The organism is Corynebacterium sp. 5QC2CO (assembly GCF_024580435.1).
Lineage (GTDB): Bacteria > Actinomycetota > Actinomycetes > Mycobacteriales > Mycobacteriaceae > Corynebacterium > Corynebacterium jeikeium_D.
Genome location: NZ_JANIKI010000002.1, coordinates 1 through 25,325, shown reverse-complemented (window position 1 = coordinate 25,325; position 25,325 = coordinate 1). Strand labels below are relative to the sequence as shown.

The window sequence follows — 25,325 nt, the reverse complement described above, 5'->3', positions numbered from 1 at the left end:
CTGGACTGTAGATCTGACCAACTAAGTACCCAACGCTGATGACGACTCCGGATTCCTCAATGACTTCCGCTTCAACTACGCCGATGGAAATGGCCCAAGCGCTCGTTTGGCACGGCAGCAGCGACTTTCGCATGCAAGAAGTCCCTACCCCTGCTTTGCAAGAAGGCGAAACCTTGGTAGAAATCACCACTGCTACGATTTGTGGCTCCGACCGTCACACAGTGCTCGATCGCCGCAGCGCGCCTTGCCCTAGCGTTCTCGGCCACGAGGGAGCCGGAATCGTCCGCGCCACCCGCAACCCAAGTCTGCGGGTTGTCCAGCGAGTCGTGTTCTCGGTCACCGCACCGTGTATGCAGTGTGACCGCTGTGAACGCGGCATGACCGCCAAATGCCGGAACTTGAAAAAAGACTGGTCACGAGGCTTTCGATAGCGACTGGCCTCTTTCGGGTACCTATGCTTCCCACATTGTGCTGCGCAACCATCAGCCAGTGGTAGTAGTCCCCGACTTGCTTCCCGATTTCGCGGCCTCCATCGCCACCTGCGCCGGCGCCACTGTGATGGCTTGCATGGAGCAGGCTGGGCCCCTTGCAGGTAAACGGGTTCTAGTTATGGGCATCGGCATGCTTGGCCTTATCGCTGTTGAGGCAGCTATTCGTGGTTGCGCCACTGAGGTTGTGGCCGTTGACCGCAATCAAACTCGGCTTGGCTGGGCAAGGGAGCTGAGGGCGGTTGTACCCGACCCGTCAGGGTCTGGTGACGATTCCGAACCAGAGCCTTTCGATGTCACCCTCGAGTTCTCCGGCAGCGAGTTCGGCGTCGCTACCTGCATTGAATAACTCGACACCGGCGGCCGCGCGGTCCTGGCCGGAAGTGTTGCCACATCCCCTACTTATGCCCTCGATCCGGAGTGGCTTGTCCGTGGCTGGCGCACCATCACCGGAGTCCATAACTACGAGCCGCGGCACCTAGAGCGGGCAGTGGAGTTCCTGGCAGATTCCCAGATTGATTGGGACACCGTTGTGTCGGAGCCGATTGCACTGGAGAACGTGCCTGCGGAGGTGCAGGCTGCCGCAGCATCGGATGCGTTCTTACGGGCTGCAGTTCAACTCCGTAATCGCGAGCCGATATATGTAACACGCTCATCAGAGCTTGCGACAGCAGGTTGGAAGCCCCGTCCTAAAAGCAACTCGCGTAATGATCCAATACATTCCGTTCGATTCCAAAAGATACTATTGGAGTAGTTTCTCTCCGGTTAAAGATTAGGATGGGTGTACATGGTCGCTGCACAGGAAACCACACTGCAAGATGTATTAGAAGGAACAAAACAATATATTGTTCCGCTTTATCAACGGCCCTACCAGTGGGGTAAGGCGCAGCTTCAGGATTTGTGGAACGACATCATCGAACTCACTGAAGACCGACAAGGGGGCGACCGATCCAGCCACTTTATTGGCTCCCTGGTTTTAGCCCCTCCGCCGGTCTCGGTTGCGGGTGGTGTTGCTACCTTCTTGGTGGTCGATGGACAACAGCGACTCACCACCTTAACTCTCCTTCTCGCAGCGATTCGGGACTATCGAGATGAAAAAGAGCCCGAAGCTGAAGCCGGAATTGAGATTCACAACCGATTCTTAGTCAACCAGTACAAGAAGGGCAGGCAACATATTAAGCTTGTTCCAACTCAAGCTGATCGCGCCTCTTATGCAGCAGTCATAAGAAAACTTCCACACTTGGGGGGAACCGACCGCATTGGCGAAGCATATCGTTTCTTCCGGACGCAGTTGGAGAAAATTGATGATCCGGAGGATCCAAACGATATTGCTAATATACAGGACGCAATTGTTGAGGGCCTGTCACTAGTATCAATTAGCACTCACCCGCAGGATAACGTGCATCGCATTTTTCAGTCTCTCAATAACACTGGACTGAAACTTACACAGGGCGATCTTCTACGCAACTATATCTTCATGCGGCTGCCAGAAAATGGGGATGATGCATACGACCGCTATTGGAAGCCGCTACAGGAGCGCCTTTCCAACGATGAAATTGAATCACTTTTTTGGGTAGACATCGCTTCAGAGAACCCACGCGCGAAAATTAGTGACACATTTGTCCTCCAGCAAAAGCGTATGGATTCGATGCACACAGAATCGGAGATTCTCAATGAACTCAAACGGTTCGCTGAGCTTTCAAGGCTTTACCAAAAGATTCTTGCTCCCGAGAACGAAGAGAATTCGAGCGTTCGCTATCGACTTCAACGCTTGCGGGAATGGGATGCGACAACCACGCACCCTTTGATGCTCACCCTGCTTACTATGCGTGAAAATGGTGTAATTGATAGCCAAGACCTCGCCCAGACTTTGCTGGTAATAGAGAGCTATATTGTCCGTCGTTTCCTCTCGGGTCGCCCCACACAAGGCCTTAACCGAGTCTTCCGTGAAGCTGCCGGTATCTTTGAGACGAATGAACCTGCGGCAATACAGCTGCGGCGATGGTTTTCCACCGGTCGAAAGCATTTCTACCCAGACGATGCTCTTCGAGCCTCTATTAAGGAGCTTCCTTACTATCTGAATGGTCGACGAGCTCATCGCCCACTTTTCTTGCGCTGGTTAGAGCAAGAATTTGGATCTCGAGAACCAGTCGATACATCCGAATTATCGATTGAGCATGTCATGCCTCAGAATCTAAGTCCTGAATGGCGAGCAGATTTGTCGGCTTGGTATCCAGGGGTTGATATCGACGAAATGCACGACACTTGGAAACACACACTTGGAAACCTTACTTTGACGGGATATAACTCTCAGCTCAGCAACAAGGGGTTCGCGTGGAAGCGTGAAGAACTTGCGCGCTCCGGACTTAGGTTGAGCACGAGCCTTATCGACAGTGAGCGATGGGGACCAGATGAAATTGCAGCACGTGCAGATTCGCTTACGGACTTAATCATTAAGGCATGGCCAGGTCCGACTACCGGCGCTTCCTCAAGTGACTCGGAAAATCCTAAGTGGCGGAAACTCAAGGAAATTCTCGTTGCGATTCCTACTGGTCGGTGGACTAGCTACGGAGAAATAGCGGCAGCTATTGGTTCCGCGCCCCAGCCTGTAGGTACCTATATTGCAAACAACATATTGCCTAACGCCTATCGAGTAATGAGAGCCTCTGGCGAGATCCCTGAGGGATTTCGATGGTACGACGAGAGCGACACTCGCAATCCTCAGGAGCTTCTAGCATCTGAAGGTATTGAATTTTCAGCCTCGGGTCACGCGTCTAGGGCACAATTCCTTGATGCAGAAGACCTTTCTGAGTTGCTGGAAATTCCCGATGCCACAGTGTAAGGATGGTGACGAGCTCAGGGAAAGAGTCTGCCCCTGAGCTCTCATCTTCACTAGTTTCGTACGGATGCTTCTCGAAGGCGAATATAAAGAAACCTGTGTCACTTCAGGTATTTCATCCAGACCTTCATCACCTACCCGGCTAAACGAATAACGACGGCAAAGAAAGCCGGACTAAATCGAGACTCAATCACCTATAAATCCTTCACAATCCGCACCGTCTCCATAGCAACTCGCACCACGCGTCCAATGAGGGCCACGATGTAACGCGGGTTCCCCACCTCATCAGCCCAGTCGTTCGGGTCGTTAATGATACCGGAGGCTTTGTCCTTCTTGACCTGATAACGATCAATCAGCCATGCCACCGCTGAACGCGAGCCCAACATATACCCGTCGGCTTCCGCAGGAATACCCGAAATGGTCACGCGCTTGTTGTAAATCAACTTAGTCACGTCATTGACGTTCTTGCCTGTCTCCGGATCCTTGCGCTTGGCCCACCTCATCTTGAGCACACGCCAGGTCTCCCGGTTAGACTCATCCCCCTTAACCTGAATATCCAATGGCCACGGTTCCACAGACTCGTAGCCCACGTGCAGCTCCATCAGCTCTTGGCCCGCAGTAGCAAACTTATCGAACTCCGCACGCGAGCTTGGCGTCTCAATATGCGGCAGCATCTTCTTCAAGTCGGCCGCATACTTCGTGCGGTAAGCAGGGTCATGCAACTTGCCGTACACAAAGTGGAAAATATCATCGCCTGTAATGTCCGCACCCAGCGCATCACGGTAAATCTTCTTGATCTCGTCGGTGATATTGTCCACGCGCGCATAGCCATGAACGATTTCACCAATCTCGCCGTAGACACTGGTTTCGCCTTGCTTTACGACGCTGTTCTCACCAAACAGCGCACCGTCATCCTCCGTTACCGCAGCCCAAGTGAAGCGGGGGAAATACTGCCCGGATCCTGAACCACTAAGGCACAAGTCCGGCACTAACACGGTTGCAATAGCATTGAATCCACGGGCAGCACTACTGGCTGCTGGGATATAAAAACCGATATTCCGGTGCTGCGGAGTCGGGAACATCGATGGCAGTTGATATCGTCGATGATTCAGTTGACTGTCAAAATAAACGATTTGCCGACAGAATGGCCGGTAAAGCCCGAATGCAATGTAACCGAGGCAGTCTAGAGGTAATCGCCTATCCAACTGGTTCTCCAGACTTGATGACCATTTGCTACGTCTAGGATCAACAAACTGGGGATTTCGCTGAAGGAAATCTTTTGCTTTCTGCCCTTGCTGAATTGTTGCCAAAGCCTGAGTGTAAGTATCTTTCAACGTAGCAATTTGCATCTCAAGCTCTGACTTCGAAGTAGCATAAACCCACGCATCTCGATTCGTCTGGAGCCCAGCAGAAAACGTGGTGAAGAAAGTTGTTGAATCGCCTTTCTTTTCGCCAAGCACTGGCCAAGTGCCAAAGGCATCCGAGCGCTGGTTCACCCAGTCACCATAGGTATTAGGAGTGATGGACTCCCATTTAATGGACTCCACCGTTTCTGTATCCACAATCCGAAGCTTGTCCGCCGCAGTCAGGTAATCTCCAATATCCCGGTAGTGCAACTGAAAACCGGACTTTACGGGATTTTTAACTCCGAAAGTGATGGCTACCGTATTCCGCGAACCCGAACCAAAGACCTTTCCGCCTTCCTTGCGGGACTGTTCTCCTGCCGTTCGCTGATTGCCACGAAGGTTAAACACATACAGGTCAGTGAAGTCTTCGGCCATGGATAACCGCACACCGTCGCCAGTGTTGCCGTCAATCCAACCGCCATTTGAAACGAACGCCACTACGCCTTGGTCACCAATGCGATCGGTTGCCCATCGGAAGGCACGTAGGTAGGAGTCATACAGCGAGTTCTTGTTCGTAGCTGTAGATTTCGCGGCGTAAGTTTCAGCGATGCGTTTGTCCAGGCTCGGATACTTCAGATTCGCATTCAAGTCGTTAGCGGACTTCTGGCCTGCTGAATAAGGCGGGTTACCAATCACCACGTTGATTGGAGCGTTCTTCTGGCGCTCGATAGTGGCGTTGTTCTCGCGGAAGATGTTGAGGTCCGGAATGTCTCCTTCCTCATGAATCTGGAAAGTATCGGCCAGAGCAATGTTGGCGAAGGGCACATACTCCGGTGCGGGCTCACCATTGCGCAGCGCTGCTTCTTCGCGCAGTGCATTGTAAGTGGTCTCAATATTCACCGCAGAAACGTAGTAAGCCAGGAGCATGATTTCGGTCGCGAAAAGCTCGTTGGCGTACTTGCGGGCAAGGTCCTCTGGCTTGATGAGGCCGGACTGTAAGAGGCGAACCGTAAAGGTCGAGGTGCCGGCGAAAGGATCGAGGATACAGACGCCTTCGTCGGTAAGCCCCTTGCCGAAGTGCTTCTTGGACACGTCATCCGCAGCGCGCAGAATGAAGTCCACGATTTCGACTGGGGTATAGACGATGCCCAAAGACTCAGCCTGCTTCTTGAAGGCTTTTTGGAAGAAGCGCTCGTAAAGCTCCTTGATGACCTGCTGTTTACCGGAGGCGGAGTTCACTTCAGAGGCTCGAACACGGACGGACTCGTAGAACTTCTCGAGGGACTCGGTTTCGGTATCAAGATTGGCTTCGGAGAGGGCCCCGACCATCTTCTCCATAACCTGGGCCACGGGGTTATGGGTGATGAAGTCGTGGTTCTCGAAAAGAGCGTTGAAGACCGGAGCTGTAATGAGGTGCTGCGAGAGCATTGAAATGGCATCATCTTCGCTGATGCCGTCGTTGAGATTGTTTCGCAGACCCTCAACAAAGCTATCGAATTCTGTGCGGAGGGTGGCATCAGCACCGTCGACAAGCGCTTTGATGCGCGTGATTTGGTTTTCCGCGATGGTAGCGACGTCGTCCGCCCAATCCTCCCAGTATGTGCGGGTGCCCACTTTGTCGACGAGCTTGGTGTAAATGGCCTCCTGCCACTCTTCCAGAGAAAACAGTACGAGCTGTTGAGTTAGCTCATCATTATCGGCCAGCGGCTGCGGATTCTTCACCGAGTCGGCTTCAGCCTCGTTAATGGCATCGGTGGGAGAAGCGCTCTCGGAATCGGTGTCGGAGCCCGTTTTCTGGGAATCCTTTTTGCCGATGTGGTCGACTTCGATTGGCAACTCTTCAGCAGGATTCGTTTCGTTCAACGCGATGGAATTGACCTTGGCATTGAAGCGGTCATCATGCGCCCGCAACGCATTCAGGATCTGCCAGACAACCTTGAAACGTACGTTGTCATTGAGTGCCTGCGCCGGCGAAACGTCCGGAGCAACTGCAACCGGAAGAATAATGTAGCCGTAATCCTTTCCTTCGGACTTGCGCATGACGCGACCGACAGACTGCACCACGTCGACCATGGAATTACGCGGGTTGAAGAAGATCACAGCGTCCAACGCCGGGACGTCGACACCTTCGGACAAACAACGGGCGTTTGTGAGTACGCGGGTGTGCTGCTCGGCTGCTGGAGACTCCAGCCAAGAAAGCTTGGTTCCACGCTCAAGGGCGTTCATACTGCCGTCGACATGCTGCGCAGAGATAGAAACGTCCACGTTGTGCAGCGAGACATCATTGAGAACTGCCTTCTCTTCGAGCAGTTCTCGATGCATGTTCACCAGTTGCGGATAGGAATCAGCAATTGCCTGCGATGTCTTGATGTCACGAGCGAATGCCACAGCACGCTGCATAGGTGCGGCATCTTCATCGAAGCCGCCCTTCTTACCCTGCAGAGAACCGGAGCGCTTTGCTAGGCCATTCCATGCACCAATCATTGCCGAAGCCAGAGTGAGATTGATCTGGCTGTTCTGGCTGCGAGCCATGGCATCGGCGGCTACGGACTCGTCGACCGTCATGACGAGAACCTTGTAGTCGGTGAGCAGGCCTTTTTCTACGGCTTCGCCGAATCCGAGACGATAGAACTCTGGGCCGTAAATGGCTTCGTCATCCATGGAGGCAAGTTCGGCTGAGTGATCCAAGGCCTTGCCCTTGACGGAATCGTCGTACAGGCGCGGCGTGGCCGTCATATAGAGGCGCTTCGTGGCCTTGATGTAATCGGCATCGTGGATGCGAACGAAGTTACTTGCGTCCTCACCGGCGAGAGTAATGCCGGTGGTGCGATGCGCCTCATCACAGATAACCAGGTCGAAGTCATCGAGGCCTTGCTGCTGGGCGTCGTGAACTGCCGGCAGCGACTGGTAGGTTGAAAAGACGATGTGGAGCCCCTTTGCCCGCTTGCCGGATTCAAATCGCTGGGCAATTTCAGCGCCGTTGGTTGAGACTGGGACTTCTAGGTCGTAGGTCGCAATATCCTCGGCTTTACGGGAGACCTTCGAGTCAGAACACACAGCAAAAGTGCGCATGTCCAGGCGACCCTGTGCTGTCCATTCCTTGAGAGTTTGCGACAGGAGCGAAATGGATGGAACGAGGAAGAGAACTCGAGCCTTCCCCGTTACCTTGTGAGTGTCCCCGATAATGGGGATAGTCGCTGGTCCCGGTATGGCTTACCTGCCCTGTAGTTTCCATAATCCGGGGGGTGTTGCCGCCGGGTGCCAGGACTTTCGATGACAGCTGATAGGGACACGGCCAGTTTTAAACTAGGTCTCTTTGTAACGTGGGTGCTTGCAACGAAGGTCATGACACCAGCGACTGGAACAACGCCATACCCATCTCGTTTTCTAGGAGCTCATCATGTCTCCGGAGCATTCCATCGACATATTCCTTGGGTTAGACGTCGGCAAATCTGAACACCACGCCTGCGCCTTAGACCGTGATGGCAACAAGGTCTTCGACAAACCGTTGCCTCAACTCGAATCCGAACTAGCAGGCGTTTTTCACCAGCTTCAGAAGCTTGGCACCGTGCTCGTGATCGTCGACCAACCCAACACCATCGGCGCACTACCGATTGCTGTAGCCCGGGACTGCGGTTGCGAAGTCGGATACCTGCCAGGTCTTGCGATGCGCAAAGCTGCAGATCTCTATCCGGGACGTGCAAAAACAGACAAACGCGACGCATTCATCATCGCCGACACCGCCCGCACAATGCCCCACACGCTACGTGCCGTCGACCGCAATGATGAGGTACTCTCCGCCCTAAAGATGCTGTCCGGCTTCGATGATGACATCGCCCGCGATTGCACTCGCACTGTCAATCGGCTTCGCAGTGTCCTCACCCAGATCTACCCCAGCCTGGAACGAGTTTTTGCTGGTAGCACCCTGACTCGCACGCCGATCCTGGAATTATTGATCCATTACAAGGGACCGCAGGGGCTAAAAAGAGCCGGATACCAACGAGTGTTGAACTGGATGATCAAGCGCACACGTAAAGACCCCACCCCGCTGGTAGACGACATTTTTACAGCGCTGAAAGCTCAAACAGTCACCGTGCCTGGAAGCGATGCCGCCGAGTTAGTAATTCCTCAACTGGCTGCAAACATCCAGGCCCTCAAAGAGCAACGAAACACCATTGCTGAGCAGGTTGAAGAGATGCTCGCTGATTTCCCTCTTTGTGAGGTCTTGATGAGTATGCCCGGAGTCGGCATCAAGACCGCAGCGCAGATCCTTCTTGCGATCGGTGATGGCTCCGACTTCGCTAGTGCTGGCCACTTAGCTGCTTATGCTGGAATAGCACCCGTGACTAGACGATCCGGTTCGTCGATCAGAGGTGAATTCCCGGCACGGTCAGGCAATAAACGACTGAAAAACGCCTTGTTCTACTCCGCATTCGCAGTTATCCGCAGCCACGAACCGTCACGGCGGTATTACGAACGCAAACGCGCTGAAGGAAAACGCCACAACGCAGCAGTCATCTGCCTGGCACGACGCCGATGCAATGTCATCTACGCGATGCTGAAAAACAAGGAGTTCTTCCGCGAAATCCCGCCACGCCCCGTCGCCGCATAAAGCCCCAAAGACGAAGCCGACCAGCACACGCTGGCCGGCTCCTAGGCACGCCTAAGAAACTACTCCCAAGACTGTGCTCGTCAACATCGGTCTGGCACTTGACAAAAACATAGGGACACCCCCCCCATTTTCCTCAGCTACCCGCTCGGCGAGACGAAGAGCAGTGAAGGTTTTACCTGTACCGCAGGCCATAATGAGCTTGCCACGGTCGCGAGTAGCAAACCCCGCCATAGCGCTATCGATAGCTTCTTGCTGGTGAGGGCGGGGTTCAAAAGTCTCGCGCTGGGAGAGATTGATTTGGATCTCCGAGCCGGGGAAAGCGACATCCCAGTTAATCGGAGATTCAGCGATTGCTGCCGTGCCGATACGACTGGTGGGAATGAGCTGATTAGCGAGGGCTTCTTCTGCATGCGAGGACCAGTGGTCAGTTGTAGAGATAACGATACGGCTGCCGAAGTGTTCCGGGCCGGACTCAGTGTTGAAGGATCGCCCAGACGCTTCAAAGAATGAGTCCAGGTCCGCCTTGGCCAAGCGAGTCGTTGGCATATAGAACTTGCACTGGATGGCTACCCACGTGCCGTCGTCAATGCGACGTGCGACCAAGTCAATGCCGGTATCCGGCGCTCCCCCGTTGTATTTCCAGTCCGACCATCGATAGATCTCGTCAAACTGCGCTTTCAGAGTTGGGTCAGTGCGGAAATAGTTGACCATGAGCTTCTCGAAAGCGATGCCATACTTCGCCTTCGGCTGATTATTACGGAGCTGCTCAAGGACCTCTGAAAACTTGGACATGAAAGTATTATGCCCTAGGAAAGCTGTGTTTCCATCTACGACATGCGAGCACAGCTAGCTGTGCTCGCATGTTGCTGCTGCGGACACAAAGTAAGTGTTAAACCGTAGAAACAGCACCTAAAGCTACTACCGCCGACGATTTCCGTCCGCTCGGCCACCGCGGCTTGCGCGGACGGAACGCTCTCCGCCTTCGTTACCTAGGAAGTCATTACCCCAGGAATCTTCACCGATAATGGCGTAGTCGTCGCGCCATGACTTTCGCGTAGCCTGTCGCTCCATGCGACGCTCGAAACGCTTAATTGATTGTTCCCGCTTGCTTGACACTGTTCATTCCCTACTTCTTCAACTCCCCAACAACCCCAATCTGCCCCGCGGCGTCAGACACAGCGTCCACACGCTTCACGGCAGGGCCGGCGCCCCAGCGCTCGTCCGGCAGTGCACTAACACCTTCGCGGTTAAAGCCGTCAGTCCCCACCACAACGTGACCAGCCACGTCATCACCAGCGCCAAAGCCCTCAGCCAGCGCCACCGCTAGATCCGCAACCAGGCCAGCACCGAACTCCGGGTCCTCGCCCTTATCAATCGCAGCGCGCGACACCGTGCCGTGGTTACCAACAATCACAATGCCAGCAGCCGGACGCAGAGTCCCCTCCTCATACTCGACAAAACCGCCGCCCTTCAGAGCCTCCAGCAGGAGCTTTCGGTCCGCTGCGGAAGCCCGCTCTCCCCCATCCTTATCCAGCTCCAACACCGGAGCCAGCGCCTGGCCAGCCTGGCGGCCCGGCTCACGACGCTCCGGGTCCAGCTGCACATCAGCCGGCAGCGAGGTAGCGACAGTATCCTTCAGCTCATCCGCGCCAGCGGAAGAGAGGAACTTATCGGTCAGCTTCAGCACGCCCGCGTCCGGGGCACCAGCAGCACGCAGGGTCTCGGACACCCCTGCCAGCTGCTCATCCGTGGCATCGGGGGTCGCGATAACCAGGACGGGCACGTCCTTCAGCGAATCCTTAACGATCTCCCCGACGATGGGCTCGATGATGCGATTGGCTTCATCGGCACGCGCTTGCTGTGCATCGGCACGTGCGACAGCGGCATCGCGCTCAGAGGCGGCACCGGTGCCAAAATCAATGCCAGCACCAGCGGGGTTCAGCACATACGCACCCAGCGCAGCACCCGCCGCAACACCGAGGGCAGCACCTGTCACACCGGCTGTAAACTTCCCGCTCCTGCGCTTCTTCGCCATCGCCTGTCCCTTTTCCTTTCGCCGACGCCTCAATCAGCTCTGACAGCCGAAAACATTAGGCGCTCATAGTGCTCTAAATACCGCTAAAACTACTTAAACAGCCCCTGGAACCACAGTGCAATGGAGTTCCAGGTATCAATCAGATTCTCACTGACAGAACCATCGCCAGAGGTACCAGCAATAGCGAAAATCACCGCAACAGCGACAAAGATAGCCAGGATTGCCCAGGCCACACCGAAACCACGGCTATTGACCTGGTAGAGGTCGGCGACCATGCGACCGTCGACAAGCTTTTCCCCGACCTTCAAACGCGACAGCAACGCCGACGGCACGCCGCTCTGGTTCTCAGCGTGGTAGATGCTGTCGATGTTCTGCGGGGCGCCGACGGAGACGACCATGTCGGCGTCGTGATGCGCGGCGAACACCAGCGCCAGGTCAGTGGCGGAATCGGACAGCGCCGGGAACGTCATGGCGCCAATGCCGAGGTCCTGAATGCGCTCAAGGCCTACCGCGTGACCGTCCGGGTCGGCAGGAAGAATCACGCAACCGGCAGACCGCAGCGCCTCAGAGTTGATGTTCTCCGGATCACCGATGATGTAGTCCGGCTGGTACTTCAGGTCGAAGAGCGTGTCGGCACCGGTGTCGACGCCGATGAGCAGCGGCTCGTACTCGCGGATGAAGTTCTTTAAGTCTTCCAGCGTCTTGCGGTGTCCCTCACCAGGGCTGACCACAACGACCTTGCGGCCACGCAGTGGCTCTGTCTCGTCCGGAATGCCCAGGCCATCGATGTACAGCGGGGACTCGGTCTTGGCGAACTCCACCAAGTTGCCGGAGAGCGCCTCCAGACGGTCGACCATGCTGGTGCGGCCCTCGTCGAAGGCGCGCTCGAGCTCATCCTGGTCGACTGCGTCGCCCTGCCCAATCAGGCGGTCACCGTGGTAGAGCTTGCCGTCGTCAAGCCTGCCGTTCTTGCCGTCCTTGAGCTTCTCAAAGACCTTGTCGCCGACGTTCTGCACCATCGCAATGTCGGCGTCGCGCATCATCTGCGGGCCGTAATTCGGCACAAAACCCGTGGTGAACGCGCCAGTGTTCACCACTGCGGCGACCTTGGCATCAATCAACTGCTGTGCCAGTGAACGCGAGATATCAGGCGCATCGATCACCACGATGTCGCCTTCGCCCATGCGCTTCAGCGCACGGTCCAGGCGGGAACCATCCCGCACAGTCCCCGAAATGCCAGGAAGATCTTTTTCGTTCCGAGAGAACAGACTCATGGCACTTAGTGAAACATAAGTGCAGCTACTTGGCCGCGAAGGCGCGCCGAGCTTGGTCCAGAAGATCTTGCGCGTGCGCACGTCCGGAGTCCGAATCATCCAAGCCCGCCATCATCCGCGCGAGCTCGTCAATCCGCTCCTCATCCCCCAGGCTCGTCACCTTCGACGACACCGCACCCGAGCGCGCATCCTTACTGACCACCAAGTGGGTATCCGCAAACGCCGCCACCTGAGGCAAGTGCGTGACGACGATCACCTGGTTATTCACCGCCAACTGCTTCAGGCGCTTGCCAATTTCCACAGCCGCGCGCCCACCAACACCGGCATCGACCTCATCGAAAACCATCGTGTGCCCGGCCTGTCCTTCGGCGAGGACAACTTCCAATGCCAGCATGATGCGGGAAAGCTCACCGCCGGATGCGGATGAGGCCAGCGGGCGCGGCTCGGCACCTTCGTGGGCACGGAGCTTGAACTCGATGTTGTCCACGCCAGCGGGGCCAAAGGTGTCGGCCTTGGTGATCTCCACCACCAGCGAGGTGTGTGGCATGGCCAGGCCCTTGAGTTCCTTGGTCACGGCCTGTTCCAGGTGCTTCGCGGCCTTTGCACGGACCTTGGAGAGCTTCCGCGCGGTGGTGCCAAGCTTCTTCTCCGCGGTCTTGATCTCCGCGGTGAGCTTGTCCAGGGCTTCGCCGGAAACATCCAGCGTGGCAAGCTTGCGTTCAGCCTTATCCCGCCAGGCCAGGACACCTGCGATATCCGGGGCGTACTTGCGGGTGAGGTTCTTGATCTCCACCTGGCGCTGCATGAGCTTGTCCAGGGACTCGGTTTCCTCCGGCAGGCCGGAGAGAAACGCACCGAGGCCTGCGGAAATCTCGGAGAGCTGGCTGGTCAGCTCATTGAGCTGGTTGGAAAACTCGGTGAGCTCCTCATCGTCTGCGGCGGCGAGCTCGTTTGCGGCAGCGCCGAGGAGTTCGGCGGCTCCAGCGTCCTCGGTGGCAGCATCCATGCCGGTCGTGCCCACGGCGGCCGCACCGTCGATGGCGGCAAGCGCCACGGCTGCAGCGTCGCGCAGACCGTCCAGGTCCTGCATGCGGCGGATCTGCGAGGCCAGGTCCTGGTCTTCGTCCGGCTCGGGTGAGACCGCGTCGATTTCTTCGATGGCGAAGCTGAGCTGATCGGCACGCATGGCCAGCTCGCGGCGCTTAGAGGTCTTCTCTTCCAGTTCTTTGACCAGGGTGCGCCAGTGTGAGCGCTGCTGGCGATAAGTTTCTAGGGTTGGCGCGATGGTGTCGGCATCCATGCGGTCGATGGCCGCACGCTGCTCATCGGCGCTTTGCAGGCGCAGCTGATCATTTTGGCCATGAATTGCAATCAGGCGTGTGGAGACATCCGCCAGCGCCGCAGCCGACGCACTGCGGCCGCCAACCCACGCACGGGAGCGGCCTTTCGCGGAGACCTGACGAGCAAGCAGGTACTCATCATTTTCATCGCGCTCGCCGCCGAGCTCGGCGACCACAGCATCGATGGTGGTTGACTCTTCCTCCGAGAGGTGTTCGGTGGAAACGCGGCCTTCCACCAGAGCCTTGTCGGCGCCGGTGCGCACGCGGCCGGCGTCGGCACGCGCGCCACAGAGCAACTTGAGGCTGGTGACCACCATGGTTTTACCCGCACCGGTTTCACCTGTGAGAACGGTCAGGCCTGGGCTGAATTCAAGCGTCGCGTCGGGGATAACGCCGAGGTCGCGGATGGAAATCTCAGTCAGCATGGCGCCTGCAATCAGTCCTTCCCTTGAAGTTGGGGTCTTGTCTGCCGTGGGTAAAAGGCTATTGGGCTTCGGCGGGGCCGCGCCACCCGGACGTCGGCAAGCGGAACTTGTGCACCAGACGATCGGCGAACGGCTGATCGTCAAGGCGCACCCAGCGCACCGGTTGCGCGCCGCGCTCAATTTCAATGCGACTACCTGCGGGCATAGTAATCGGACGGAAGCCATCGAGCACCGCGACAGCCTCCGCGGTGTCGTGGTTGGTCTCAATCGCGATGGTCGAGTGCGGGGAGATCACCAGCGGGCGGGAGAACAGCGCGTGGGCATTATTGGGCACGACCAGCATCGCGTCGAGCTCCGGCCAGAGCACTGGACCGCCTGCGGAAAAGGCGTACGCGGTGGAGCCGGTCGGCGTGGAAATCAGCACGCCATCGCAGCCGTAGGAACTCACCGGGCGGCCATCGACTTCCAAGATGACGTCCAGCACACCACGTCGGTTGACGTTTTCGATGCTGACTTCGTTCAGCGCCCAGCCGGAGCCGATCACGCGGCCGGTGGTGTCACGGACGGTGGCGCGGATGGTCATGCGATCTTCGATACGCCAGGAACGCTTGATAACGCGGCTGATCGCCTCCGTCATGGACTCCTGCTCCCACTCGGCGAGGAAGCCCACGTGGCCCATGTTGATACCGAGCACCGGCAAATCAGCGGAGTGTGCGATGTCAGCGGCGCGCAGGAAGGTGCCGTCGCCGCCGAGGACGAGGACGAGTTCGCATCCCGACGCCGCCTGCGGGGAGTGCCAGTAGCGCGGGTACTTACCGAGCATTGGGTGCGCGGCCAGCGCCTCCGGGTTTTTACCGGCCAGCACGCGGATATCGATACCCGCGGCCTCAAGCAGCTCGGCAGCCTCGGCGGCCATTTCCAGGTTGGCGCTGCGGCCAGTGTGCGGGACCAGCAGGATCTCGCGCTTGCCGGCGCTGGTCTTGGGCTTGCTTTCCCGTGAGTGAGTCTTCGCGCTGGTCGGTGAGCCGGTCCGTGAGCTAGTCATTGTGCGGCCCCTCCTCAACGGCCTTAGCGATGGCCGCAGCCATAGCCTCATCACCAATATCGCTGGCGCCGCCGTCTTTCACCAGCCACAGGAAAAACTCCACGTTGCCGCTCGGGCCCGGCAGTGGGCTGGCCACAGCCGCGCGGAAGGACAGTCCCAGAGTGCGGGCGTACTCAGCGACTTCCTGGACAACTTCCTGACGCAGCGCATCGCTGCGCACGACACCTCCGGAGCCAAGGCGCTCCTTACCCACCTCGAACTGCGGCTTGACCATCGGCAGCAGGTCAGCGCCCTCATCGAGGCAGGAGACAATCGCTGGCAGCACCAGCTTCAAAGAAATAAAGGACAGGTCGCCGACCATGACATCAGCTGTGCCACCGAGAATCTCGGGGGTCAGCGTGCGGACATTAGTCCGGTCGAGCACAACCACCCGCGGATCATCCTGCAAGCGCCAAATCAGCTGACCGTAGCCGACATCGACGGCGTAGACGGTGTCGACATCGCGGCGCAGACACACATCGGTAAAACCTCCCGTGGAGGCACCGGCATCCAGCACCTTTCGGCCCTTCAAGTCCAGGCCCTGCGGCTCAAAAGCTTCCAGCGCCCCGAGCAGCTTGTGCGCGCCGCGCGAAGCCCAGTTCTCGTCTTCTTCCAGGCCACTGACGCGAATGGACACGTCCCCTGTCACCGCAGTCGCGGGCTTGGAGGCAACGAAGCCACCGACCTCCACTCGGCCGGCCTTAATCATGTCTACTGCTGCCTCACGGGAGCGAGCAATCTTCCTTCGCACCAGCTCCGCGTCGAGCCTGCGCTTAGGAGCTTTCTTTGCCACCGCGTTCACTTTCCTTCCCTGCGTGACGAGCCCAGGGCCTCATACAAAATCTCATGCGCCCGCTCGAACTGCGCGACCCTCTCCTGCGGAGTCGGCGCAGGTGCGGATAGTGCAGCCGCAACCTGCTCCCGGACGGCCTCCGGAGTTACCTCGCGCGCACCGGGCATTGCCGCCGGGCTAGGTACAGGGCCGGGTTTCGGCCCCGGCACGGGACCAGACTCCTGCCCCTGCCCTGGCTTCGGTGCGACCTCACTCATCGGCTATCACTTCCGCCAGGCAGCAAGCGCCGCCGCAGCAGCAGGGCCCTCTGCGCAGACCTGCGCGACCTCGACCGCGCCAGCACGACCAGCCTCAGAGTTCCACACCACATCCACGACCGTCAGCAGAGCCGCCACCGCGGCCTCCGCCGGGTTCGCCAACCGAGGATCTTCCGAGTCACCGCCAGAAAGAACGATGACACCGGCCTCCGCGCCGTCGTAACGCGCGGTGAAACCAGCCTGCGGAGCCGGACGTGCCTGATCCAGCTCACAATTCAGCGCCGTCATGTCAGCACCGATGAGCGTCGGACGGTGCTCGGGCGGCGCTGCGATGACATCCATATGCGTGGAAACACCCGTGACCACCATAAACGTGTCCATCTTCGCAGCGTTTCCACCCGCGATGTCGGTATCCAGACGGTCCCCAATCGCCAGCGGATTCTTCGCGCCCACACGCTCCGCCGCCTTAATGAACATCGGCGGCTTCGGCTTACCCGCCGACAGCGGCGCCACGCCCGTCGTTGTCGAAATCGCGGCAGCAACCGAACCATTGCCGACCAGGAAACCGCGCTCCGACGGCAGCGTCGTATCCAAATTCGACACCAGGTAACGCGCACCTCGCGACACCGCCAGCGCCGCCTCCGACATCTGCTTCCACGTCATCTCACGGTTGAGCCCCTGGAACACCGCCGCAGGGTTGTCATCAGCGGAATCCACGAGGTTGTACCCCGCCTCACGGGCCAACTGCTTAAACGACTCCGCACCCAACACAAAAACGTTCGAGCCCGGCTCAATGACCTCCGCCGCCATCTCAATGGCCGCCTGCGCCGACGTCATCACATCGTCCGCGTGAACGTCATAGCCCAGCCCGTTGAGCTGATCCGCCACCGTCTGCGGCGCGCGCGAGGCGTTGTTCGTAATGAACACCATCGGCAGCGCTGCCTCGGTCAGCCCCTCCAACGCGTTCGGAATCGCCGCGCCACCTTCGTAAATCGTGCCATCCAGATCCAGCAGAGCGGCATCATAGGAAGAAGCGACAGAAGCCATGAGGTGCATTTCTCCTTTTACGAAATAGGAACGCTTTACGACGAATTGTAGATGCGCAGCCGGATTGCGTCAGCGGTGCGTTGGCGATAGCTGGTTTTGTGGGCCGGGCGGTGGCTGATTACTTGTTCAGCTCTTCGATGCGCTCGCGAGCATCGAGCATCTCGTCGACATCAATCTTGGCGCAGCGGGTAAACCACACCTTGGCATCGTCTTTACGGCCGGCCTCCACCAGCGCATCAGCGTAGGCGTAGAACAGACGAGCTGCTTCGAAATCCTCACGGTCCGGGTTCAGATCCTGGGTCTCCAGCTCAACCAGAGCCTCATCAATCTGGCCCATATCGCGGCGAGCACCGGCGGCGACGATAGCCAGCTCAGTCTTGGACTCGTTATCCAGCTGCTTGGCCTCCTCGGAGCGAGCCAGCTCGATGGCCTTCTCTGGACGGCCGAGGCCGCGCTCACAGTCCGCCATCACCGCGATCATGCCCGGGCCACCAGAGATGCGACGAGCAGCACGCAACTCAGCCAGGGCTTCCTTCCACTCACCTGCGTGGTAAGCGGCGACACCAGCTGTCTCACGAACGACACCGACGCGACCTGCGCGGTCCTTCGCTGCGCGGGCATGCTCCAGGGCACGCTGCGGGTCTTCAGCCATCAGGACTGCGGCCATAATCATGTGCCGAGCGACCTTGTCGGCGTTGTCCTTAGCCAGGCTCTTCAGATCCTGACGCACGCTCGGGTCGAGCTCGTCTGCACGAATGTCATCAGGCAGCTTCGGCTCGTTCTTGCGGGCCTCAATGCGCTCCTCGCGGAAACCTGGGCGCTGCGGGCCGGTGCGGTGCGTACGCTTCTCATCCTGGAAGCGGCCACCACGGTTAGAGCGACGTGGCTTGCCACCACGACGGTCGAAGTTGCGGCCTCCCTGGCCACCGCGTCCGCCCGGACCGCGACGATCATTGCGGTCGCCCCGGTCGTTACGATCATCCCGGTCGAACCCACGTCCACCGCGACCACCACGGTCATCGCGGTTAAAACGCTCATTACGATCATCACGATTGTTGCGGTTGTAACCACGACCACCACGACCACCTCGCTCATTGCGGTCGCCGCGGTTAAAGTCACGATCGTCGCGATCATCACGACGGAAGCCCCGCGAACCACGGGAATCGCGGTTACCGCCATGACCACCGTGACCACCACGGCCACGACCACCTGGGCCACCGCCCTGTCCACGACGATCGTTGCGGTTGCGCCCGTTAAAGCCGCCCTCGCCACGACCATGGGAACGGTTAGACCCGCGGTTTCCGCGATTTCCTCGGCCTTCGCCGGAACGAGGACCTTCGTGCTCAGCCATGAAGTCGGAGCTCCTTATATGTAATGAGTAAAAGAATTTATGTGTTTTCAGGCTACCAGTAACCCCGGATTGCCTGGTGGTCTACCTAAAAGACCAAACTTTCATACTACTGCTAAGACCTACCCACATTCCAGCCCAGCAAACGCGCGGAACCTGTGGCCTTCCCCACTGCCTGGGACAAATCCCAGACAGCCAGGCCAACCCAGTCGTCGGTGGTGAACTGCGCGGTAGCGGTGGTTCCCTCTACGCGGAGCTCATGCTCAGCATCCGAAAGTCCGTCTGGCACGGCGAGGTTGGCGCCCAGGGCGTCGTTAAGCAATGCCTTGAGTGCGCGGGCATTTCCCTGCTCAGCTCGATGTGCGGCGCGGCGGAAAACGGTGAGCGCTTCCTTAGCGGCATCCTCGGGTGTCACGGTGGCGTCGACTGCGAGGTCAAAGAGGCCTTCCTGCTCCAAGGTTGCGGCCTTGGGCGCCTTGGGCTCGGAACTAGGCGCGGACGTGGTTTTTGTCGGCGCCACATTCGTCTGCGTGCGACTACCCGCACCAGCGAAACCTGGCCCCTCCGGCACGGCGGTGCCCTTCTGATACGCAGTGGCGGCGGCGCGGGCGCGCTGATCAGCGGCCTCGTTCATGTCGTGGCCGGAATGTCCCTTAACCCACTCAAGGTGGATATTGCGGCCGACGAGGAGCTGGTCGATGTCCTGCAAAATATCGACGTTGAGGACGGGCTTGCCGTCGCGCTTCTTCCACCCCTTGCGCTTCCACCCCGGCATCCACTTGGTGACGGAGTTAATCACGTACTGCGAATCGCACAGTACGAAAAGCGGCTCATCGGGGATGTGAGCTGTGGCGCGGAGCAGCTCAGCAAGCGCAGTGAGCTCCCCGCGGTTATTGGTTCCCTCTTTCCATCCGCCGGCGGCCCAGCAGCTGTCGTCGATATACCAGCACCACCCGGCAGGTCCGGGATTGTGCAGGGCGGAACCGTCAACGGCAGCAGTAATAGTCATGAGGCTAGATTGTATCGGCTGCGTGGGGCAGGCCAGGAATTGCCTTAAGAGCCGTAGCAGGCGACCGGGCCATGCGGGCCCTCGACGATGTCAATCTGGGTATTGAAGATTGGACTCAGAACCTCCGAACGCATCAGCTGCGAGGTTGGGCCGTGCTCAACAATCTGGCCGTCCTTGACCGCACAGATGTAATCGGCGTAGCGAGCCGCGAAATTGATGTCGTGCAACACCACCACCATGGTGCGCCCCAACTCGCGCACTGCAGTGCGCAGGTACGACATGATGTCGACCGAATGAGAAATATCCAGGTTGTTCAACGGCTCGTCGAGAAGCACGTAATCCGTCTCCTGACAGAGAACCATTGCAACATACGCGCGCTGACGCTGACCACCGGAAAGCTCGTCGAGGTAGCGACCCTGGAGCGCCTCGAGATTGAGGAACTCGATGTACTGGGAGATGATGCGCTCATCCTCGGCGGTCAGTCGCCCCTGGCTGTACGGGAAGCGGCCGAAGCTGACGAGCTGGCGCACGGTTAGGCGAGTGACGAAGTGGTTGTCCTGGCGCAAAATCGACAGCACCTTGGCCAGGTCCTTCGACTTAGTCTTGCCCACATTGTACGGGCCGACGTTGATGTCGCCGGAGTCCACGGCCAGGAGGCGGCCGATCATAGTCAAGAGAGTGGACTTGCCCGCACCGTTCGGACCAATCAGCGCCGTGATGGAGTTGGTCGGAATTTCCAGGTCAACGGGGCCAATTGACACCTCGCTGGTATAGCTCTTGCTTACACTGTCGAGGAGAATCATAGCCGTCCCTTCTTCAAAACGACGTAGAGGAAGATCGAACCGCCAACCAGCTCGATAATGATGGACACCACGCCCTGAGCGTAGAAAACGTGATTGAGAATGAAATACGCGCCGGCCAACGTGACGTAGCCGATCAGCCCCGCCATCGGCAGCACAAAGCGGTGGTCATAGGTATCAGCAGCCTGGTACGCAATGGTCGCGACCAGGAAGCCGAGGAATGTCATCGGGCCAACCATCGCCGTCGACACTGCCATCAGCACCGACACCGCGACCAGCACAGTGATGGACCGAACCTGGTAATTCACGCCCAGATTCGTCGCGACTTCACGTCCCAGCGACATGACATTGAGGGCCCGCGAATGCAGCGCAATCACCACGACTGCCACTATCACTAGCGGAATCGCCACCGGGAAAAACTCCGGATCAGCGTTGTTGACAGAACCGAACAACCGAGCCGTCAGCAGATCAAAGTCCGAGGGCGTCAGCATACGCTGCATAAATGTCGATAACGAGCCCAGCCCGCCACCGATAACAATGCCCACCAGCAGCATGCTGTGCATATCCGCGCCCTGCCCAGTCAGCAGCCACGCGTACAGCACAAGCGACAGCCCCACCATCAGCACGAGCTGCAGCACAAACGCCCCAACCGAGCCGGCGTTCATCAGACCCGTCGCCCCGAAGAAGTACACCGCAGCAGTACTGATAGCCACGTACAGCGCTTCAAACCCCATAATCGACGGCGTAATAATTCGATTATTCGCAATCGACTGGAACGCCACCGTCGCGACGGCATGGCAGCAGGCAACCACGATCATGGCAATTACGGCATCAAGACGCCGGCGCGCAATCAGCCAAAAACCATCCGTACCGAACGGCAACGGGTTGTCCCACGCAAGCAGGCCCGCCGTAAACAACGCCGCCAAGCCCGCCAGCACAGCAATGACGATCCAGTACCTGCGCGCCGCGGCACCCGTGCTAAACGACGTCGTTTGCGGTCCAGCCTGGTTGGCCACCGTGTGATTTGAACTGAGATTAAGCACGACGCCGCTCCACAATCAGATAGACGAAAATGGCAGCTCCCAGGATGCCGAGAATCACCGATACCGGAATCTCGAACGGGGCAATAATGACGCGGCCAATCAGATCCGCAATCGTCACGGTGCCAATTCCTACCAGGCACACCCACGGCAGGTTGGAGCGCAGATCATCGCCACGGAACATGGAGACGATATTCGGGACGATGAGCCCCAGGAAAGGCAGGTTGCCCACCACGACGGTAACCAAACCTGTTGCGATTGCAATCAGCCCCGTTCCGAGGAACACGATTCGCTTGTAGTTCAGACCGACGTTGGTGGCGATATCCTCACCAAGCCCCGCAACCGTTAACCGATCACTAAATACGAAAACGATCGCAACCACAATGACGACCAGCCACAGGAATTCGTACTGACCTTTATAAATGGCAGTGAAAGAGCCTGCGAACCACACGCCTAGCGATTGCAGCATGTCTGTCTGCAACGCAAAGAAAGTCGAAATCGAACTGACTACCGCACCCAACATGATGCCCACGATGGGCACAACCAAACTTGACTTCAAAGCGACACGGCGCAAGAACAGGAAGAACACTGCCGTGCCGATGAAGGCGAAGATGATTGCCCCGCCCATCCGTCCAAGCATCGAGGCCGAAGGAAAGAAATACATTACGAAAATCAGGCCGAGACCAGCCCATTCCGTGGTTCCCGTGGTGGTGGGTTCGACGAACTTGTTGCGCGTAAGTAGCTGCATGACCAAGCCACACATCGCCATCGCGGCACCCGAGAGCACTAGTGCAATGGTGCGCGGAATACGCGTAGTGGCGAACATCTCCCAGCCGTCGTCGGCGCCCAGGATGTCGTATTGGCCTACAAACAGCGACATAGCCACCAGGACTGCCACAACGGCAATCCCAATGGCTAATCGGGGTTCCAGTAACTTCTGCATAGAGTTGGTGAGGTACTCCTTTGACTGGTCAGAGAACTATTAGGCCTGCTCAAAGGCGTCGGCAAGCTCGTTCAGAATCTCCGTGTACGTGATGATGGACTCGTTGGTGTAAGTGTCCTCTGGGGCGTAGTAGATCTTGCCCTCCTTGACGGCCGTCACGTTCTTCAGCGGAGCAGCTTCCTCGACCACAGACTGTGCCGAACGGTACTCATCGGTACCGCGCACCGAGGTGCCAGCATCGCGGTCGAGAACCATGATGAAGTCCGGGTTCGCCTTAGCGATGGACTCGGCGGAAATCTCATCACCCTGGTGATCATCGCTGGCCTTGTCGACCTCCAGTGCCGACTTCATGCCAATCAGATCAAACAGCGGGCCGAAGGTACGACCAACAGTGGGGGCAATGTAACCGAGCGTGCCGCCCGACGAGTTCAGCGCCATAACCTTCACGTCCGGGTTGTAAGCCTTGCGAGCGCGCTCCAGAGCCTTATCGAAGTCCGCGATAAGCTGGTCGGCTTCCTTCTCCTTACCGAAGACGGTGCCCATGCCCTTGGTGTGGCGCTTGAGCTCCTCATCCAGCGGCTTGCCCTCGCGCGGCTCGAAGTCCACGATTGCGGAGTTTGGAGCGAGCTTCTTCAGGTCGTCGTAGTACTTGTCGAAACGCTGACCGGTGACAATCAGGTCCGGGTCGGCGGCTGCAACAATCTCGAGGTTCGGCTCGCGGTGATTACCGATGTCCTGAACGTCAGGATTGTCCTTGTAGTCGGAAACCGTAAACGGGATAATCGCCTTCGGAGCCGCAGCCAGCTTAATGCCCCACTGATCGAGCATCTCGAAGGAACGGTTGTCCGTGGCCACAACAGTGTCAATTTCGGCCGGCACGGTCTGCTCACCGTGATTGTCGGTAACGGTAACAGTTGCCTCGTTACCTGCAGCTGCAGACTTATCCTCGTTGTCGGCATCGGCAGAACATGCGCCAAGAACAAGTCCAAGGCTGGCAACAGATGCGGCTACGATATTGCGAATACGGCCGGAGTTTGAACGCGCCACTGAAAGGCATCCCTTCGGTCACAGTAGGATTGTTGAGCAAACGTCACTTAGACGCCATTACCCAATCACTTACTTAGGTAATCATTACCTGCGCAACCTTAGCTTAGGATTCCCTATTTAACAAGTAAATACGTTATGAAATTGCGAAGCATTTAGGTCATGCTTCAGATGGTGATTAGCGTTGGCTAATTTACGCTGGTAGAAGAGCCTTTTCTGGGTAATACAGTCAGGTACCCCCGCTACGTTCTTACCGCGTTTCAACCCGGCCTGTTGTGCGGGCATGTCCATGCGCGAAAGAGCTTTTCTTATAAGTTGCCGAAAACCTGAGGCACACTAACCTCAATACCCGTGAATACAACTAACCTGAGCCGCGCGAACTATCGCGCTAAAGCCGCTGCCCTAACCGCGGCCCTTCTTCTACCACTCGGCACTATTTCCCCATCGCCCGCATCGGCTAGCCCTGACGCCTCCTTGTTTAATGCAGTCACAACAGGGATTAGTGCGACCGAGACACAGATCAACGGTCAGGCTACAACCGCCACGGCACCAACCAAATCTCCAGCTCCGATCGAGTCCGGCTCCCTTTCCTCGCTCAGTAACTTCCGCGATGTAGCGGGCAGTAGCGCCAACCCAATCATGACCGAGGACGGTCGCCACATCCACCGCGGCCTGGGATACAGGTCAAACGCCTTACGAGAACCTAGTGACGAAGACCTTGCCCGGATGACGCAGGCAGGTGTGACACGCGTCGTCGATTTGCGAAACATTAAAGAGCGCAACGAAGCCCCAGACATATTGCCCGACAGCGTGACTTACCAAGTAGCGGACATCATCGATGTTCGCAATGGCTTGGGCTTCGTGAAAAGTCCTGTCGCAACAACTGGCGAGCAGCTTTACGGCCATGGACCGGAGTTCTACGAAGCGGCGGGAGAAAGCATCAAAGCGCACGATGCAGAGATTTTCGACGATGAAGTGAAGTACTTCGGCCAACTGCTCGGCTATGAGTTGATGATTACCGGAGAAGCACCGCGAACCGCTTGGAAAGATCTCCTCCAAGCCCTCGCTTACGAAGACGGTGCCGTTGTATTCCACTGCAGTGCGGGCAAAGATCGAACCGGCCTCGGTGCCGCGTTCTTCTTGGCTATCCTAGGAGTTAGTTACGAAGTAATCGAGCAGGACTTCCTTGCCAGCAACACCTACCTCAATCGCGAAGACTCGGTAGACAAAGAGTGGCTCAAGATGTCGTGGGACGCTATCGAAGAGAACTACGGTACTTTCGACAACTTTGTACGAGACGGCATCGGGCTTTCCGACGCCGACATCAACCAATTGCGCCAGAAGTACTTGGTATAGCACCACGCCTTAACCAATAATTGAATTCCGTTTACTTGTGGGTAAAACAAAAGTGGGCCGCAGCAGCCCCCGCCCCACACAAGGGGGCAAGGCAACCACGACCCACCAACAAAACAATTATTTATGCCGGCGGCGACCTACTCTCCCACACCCTCCCGAGTGCAGTACCATCGGCGCTGGTGGACTTAGCTTCCGGGTTCGGAATGGGACCGGGCGTGACCCCACCGCTAACACCACCGACAAAA

20 protein-coding genes, 1 rRNA gene and 1 pseudogene are annotated in these 25,325 nt (G+C 57.7%); 5 read left to right on the top strand and 17 right to left on the bottom strand.

Features of this window, described 5'->3' with window-relative positions:
• Positions 1-38 precede the first annotated feature (38 nt).
• From NQ014_RS10880 to NQ014_RS02090, 3 genes are all read left to right on the top strand, one after another.
• Positions 39-431, top strand: coding sequence for an alcohol dehydrogenase catalytic domain-containing protein (locus NQ014_RS10880; RefSeq protein ID WP_306438410.1), 393 nt, complete (start codon positions 39-41; stop codon positions 429-431).
• A 76-nt stretch (positions 432-507) separates the two neighbouring features.
• Positions 508-837 carry a hypothetical protein gene (locus NQ014_RS10875; protein WP_306438409.1) on the top strand — a complete coding sequence of 110 codons (330 nt, stop codon included), beginning with the start codon at positions 508-510 and terminating at the stop codon, positions 835-837.
• A 438-nt stretch (positions 838-1,275) separates the two neighbouring features.
• A complete protein-coding gene (locus tag NQ014_RS02090; RefSeq protein WP_257073396.1) occupies positions 1,276-3,330 on the top strand; it encodes a DUF262 domain-containing protein in 2,055 nt (684 codons plus the stop codon).
• 191 nt (positions 3,331-3,521) lie between these two features.
• Here the strand turns inward: NQ014_RS02090 and NQ014_RS02085 are convergent, their stop codons facing one another.
• A complete protein-coding gene (locus tag NQ014_RS02085) occupies positions 3,522-7,856 on the bottom strand; it encodes a type ISP restriction/modification enzyme (RefSeq protein ID WP_373467702.1) in 4,335 nt (1,444 codons plus the stop codon).
• Positions 7,857-8,073: 217 nt separating this feature from the next.
• Between NQ014_RS02085 and NQ014_RS02080 the strand changes: the two genes are divergently transcribed.
• On the top strand, positions 8,074-9,285 hold the full coding sequence (locus NQ014_RS02080) for an IS110 family transposase (RefSeq protein ID WP_011273191.1): 1,212 nt from the start codon (positions 8,074-8,076) through the stop codon (positions 9,283-9,285).
• Positions 9,286-9,354: 69 nt separating this feature from the next.
• Here the strand turns inward: NQ014_RS02080 and NQ014_RS02075 are convergent.
• The 15 genes and pseudogenes from NQ014_RS02075 to NQ014_RS02005 form a co-directional block, all read right to left on the bottom strand.
• Positions 9,355-10,077, bottom strand: a pseudogene (locus tag NQ014_RS02075) (DEAD/DEAH box helicase family protein); the annotation flags it as partial.
• A 126-nt stretch (positions 10,078-10,203) separates the two neighbouring features.
• Positions 10,204-10,401 (bottom strand): hypothetical protein, encoded by a 198-nt coding sequence (locus tag NQ014_RS02070; RefSeq protein ID WP_256890782.1) that lies wholly within the window; start codon positions 10,399-10,401, stop codon positions 10,204-10,206.
• Between the two features lie 10 nt (positions 10,402-10,411).
• Entirely contained in the window at positions 10,412-11,320 is a 909-nt protein-coding gene (locus tag NQ014_RS02065; protein ID WP_257073395.1) for a copper transporter, read from the bottom strand.
• Between the two features lie 89 nt (positions 11,321-11,409).
• Positions 11,410-12,594 carry a putative cytokinetic ring protein SteA gene (gene steA / locus NQ014_RS02060; protein ID WP_257073393.1) on the bottom strand — a complete coding sequence of 395 codons (1,185 nt, stop codon included), beginning with the start codon at positions 12,592-12,594 and terminating at the stop codon, positions 11,410-11,412.
• Positions 12,595-12,619: 25 nt separating this feature from the next.
• Positions 12,620-14,359: a DNA repair protein RecN gene (gene recN, locus NQ014_RS02055; RefSeq protein WP_257073391.1), complete on the bottom strand. Its 1,740-nt coding sequence runs from the start codon at positions 14,357-14,359 to the stop codon at positions 12,620-12,622.
• A gap of 58 nt (positions 14,360-14,417) precedes the next feature.
• Positions 14,418-15,404: an NAD kinase gene (locus NQ014_RS02050; RefSeq protein WP_257073388.1), complete on the bottom strand. Its 987-nt coding sequence runs from the start codon at positions 15,402-15,404 to the stop codon at positions 14,418-14,420.
• The gene (locus tag NQ014_RS02045) at positions 15,397-16,236 is read right to left on the bottom strand and encodes a TlyA family RNA methyltransferase (protein WP_070601574.1); all 840 of its coding nucleotides are present in this window, start codon (positions 16,234-16,236) and stop codon (positions 15,397-15,399) included. Before NQ014_RS02045 ends, NQ014_RS02050 begins: the two co-directional genes overlap by 8 nt.
• A 5-nt stretch (positions 16,237-16,241) precedes the next feature.
• Positions 16,242-16,493, bottom strand: coding sequence for a hypothetical protein (locus tag NQ014_RS02040; protein WP_042388740.1), 252 nt, complete (start codon positions 16,491-16,493; stop codon positions 16,242-16,244).
• A gap of 6 nt (positions 16,494-16,499) precedes the next feature.
• Positions 16,500-17,540, bottom strand: a complete 1,041-nt coding sequence (locus NQ014_RS02035; RefSeq protein WP_257073386.1) for an HAD-IIA family hydrolase — start codon at positions 17,538-17,540, stop codon at positions 16,500-16,502.
• A gap of 118 nt (positions 17,541-17,658) precedes the next feature.
• Complete coding sequence (locus tag NQ014_RS02030) at positions 17,659-18,891, bottom strand: tetratricopeptide repeat protein (protein WP_257073383.1); 1,233 nt, start codon at positions 18,889-18,891, stop codon at positions 17,659-17,661.
• 112 nt (positions 18,892-19,003) lie between these two features.
• On the bottom strand, positions 19,004-19,897 hold the full coding sequence (locus tag NQ014_RS02025) for an RNase H family protein (protein WP_257073381.1): 894 nt from the start codon (positions 19,895-19,897) through the stop codon (positions 19,004-19,006).
• Positions 19,898-19,941: 44 nt separating this feature from the next.
• Positions 19,942-20,700, bottom strand: a complete 759-nt coding sequence (locus NQ014_RS02020; protein ID WP_257073379.1) for an ABC transporter ATP-binding protein — start codon at positions 20,698-20,700, stop codon at positions 19,942-19,944.
• The gene (locus NQ014_RS02015) at positions 20,697-21,740 is read right to left on the bottom strand and encodes an iron chelate uptake ABC transporter family permease subunit (RefSeq protein ID WP_257073377.1); all 1,044 of its coding nucleotides are present in this window, start codon (positions 21,738-21,740) and stop codon (positions 20,697-20,699) included. The genes NQ014_RS02020 and NQ014_RS02015 overlap by 4 nt, the downstream gene beginning before the upstream one ends.
• Positions 21,733-22,680: an ABC transporter permease gene (locus NQ014_RS02010; RefSeq protein WP_257073376.1), complete on the bottom strand. Its 948-nt coding sequence runs from the start codon at positions 22,678-22,680 to the stop codon at positions 21,733-21,735. Before NQ014_RS02010 ends, NQ014_RS02015 begins: the two co-directional genes overlap by 8 nt.
• 39 nt (positions 22,681-22,719) lie before the next feature.
• The gene (locus tag NQ014_RS02005; RefSeq protein WP_257073375.1) at positions 22,720-23,727 is read right to left on the bottom strand and encodes an ABC transporter substrate-binding protein; all 1,008 of its coding nucleotides are present in this window, start codon (positions 23,725-23,727) and stop codon (positions 22,720-22,722) included.
• 471 nt (positions 23,728-24,198) lie between these two features.
• On the opposite strand from NQ014_RS02005, the gene NQ014_RS02000 reads away from it, so the two are divergent.
• Complete coding sequence (locus NQ014_RS02000) at positions 24,199-25,080, top strand: tyrosine-protein phosphatase (protein ID WP_257073373.1); 882 nt, start codon at positions 24,199-24,201, stop codon at positions 25,078-25,080.
• 124 nt (positions 25,081-25,204) lie between these two features.
• Here NQ014_RS02000 and rrf read toward each other — a convergent pair.
• Positions 25,205-25,321 (bottom strand): 5S ribosomal RNA (gene rrf, locus NQ014_RS01995).
• Positions 25,322-25,325 lie beyond the last annotated feature (4 nt).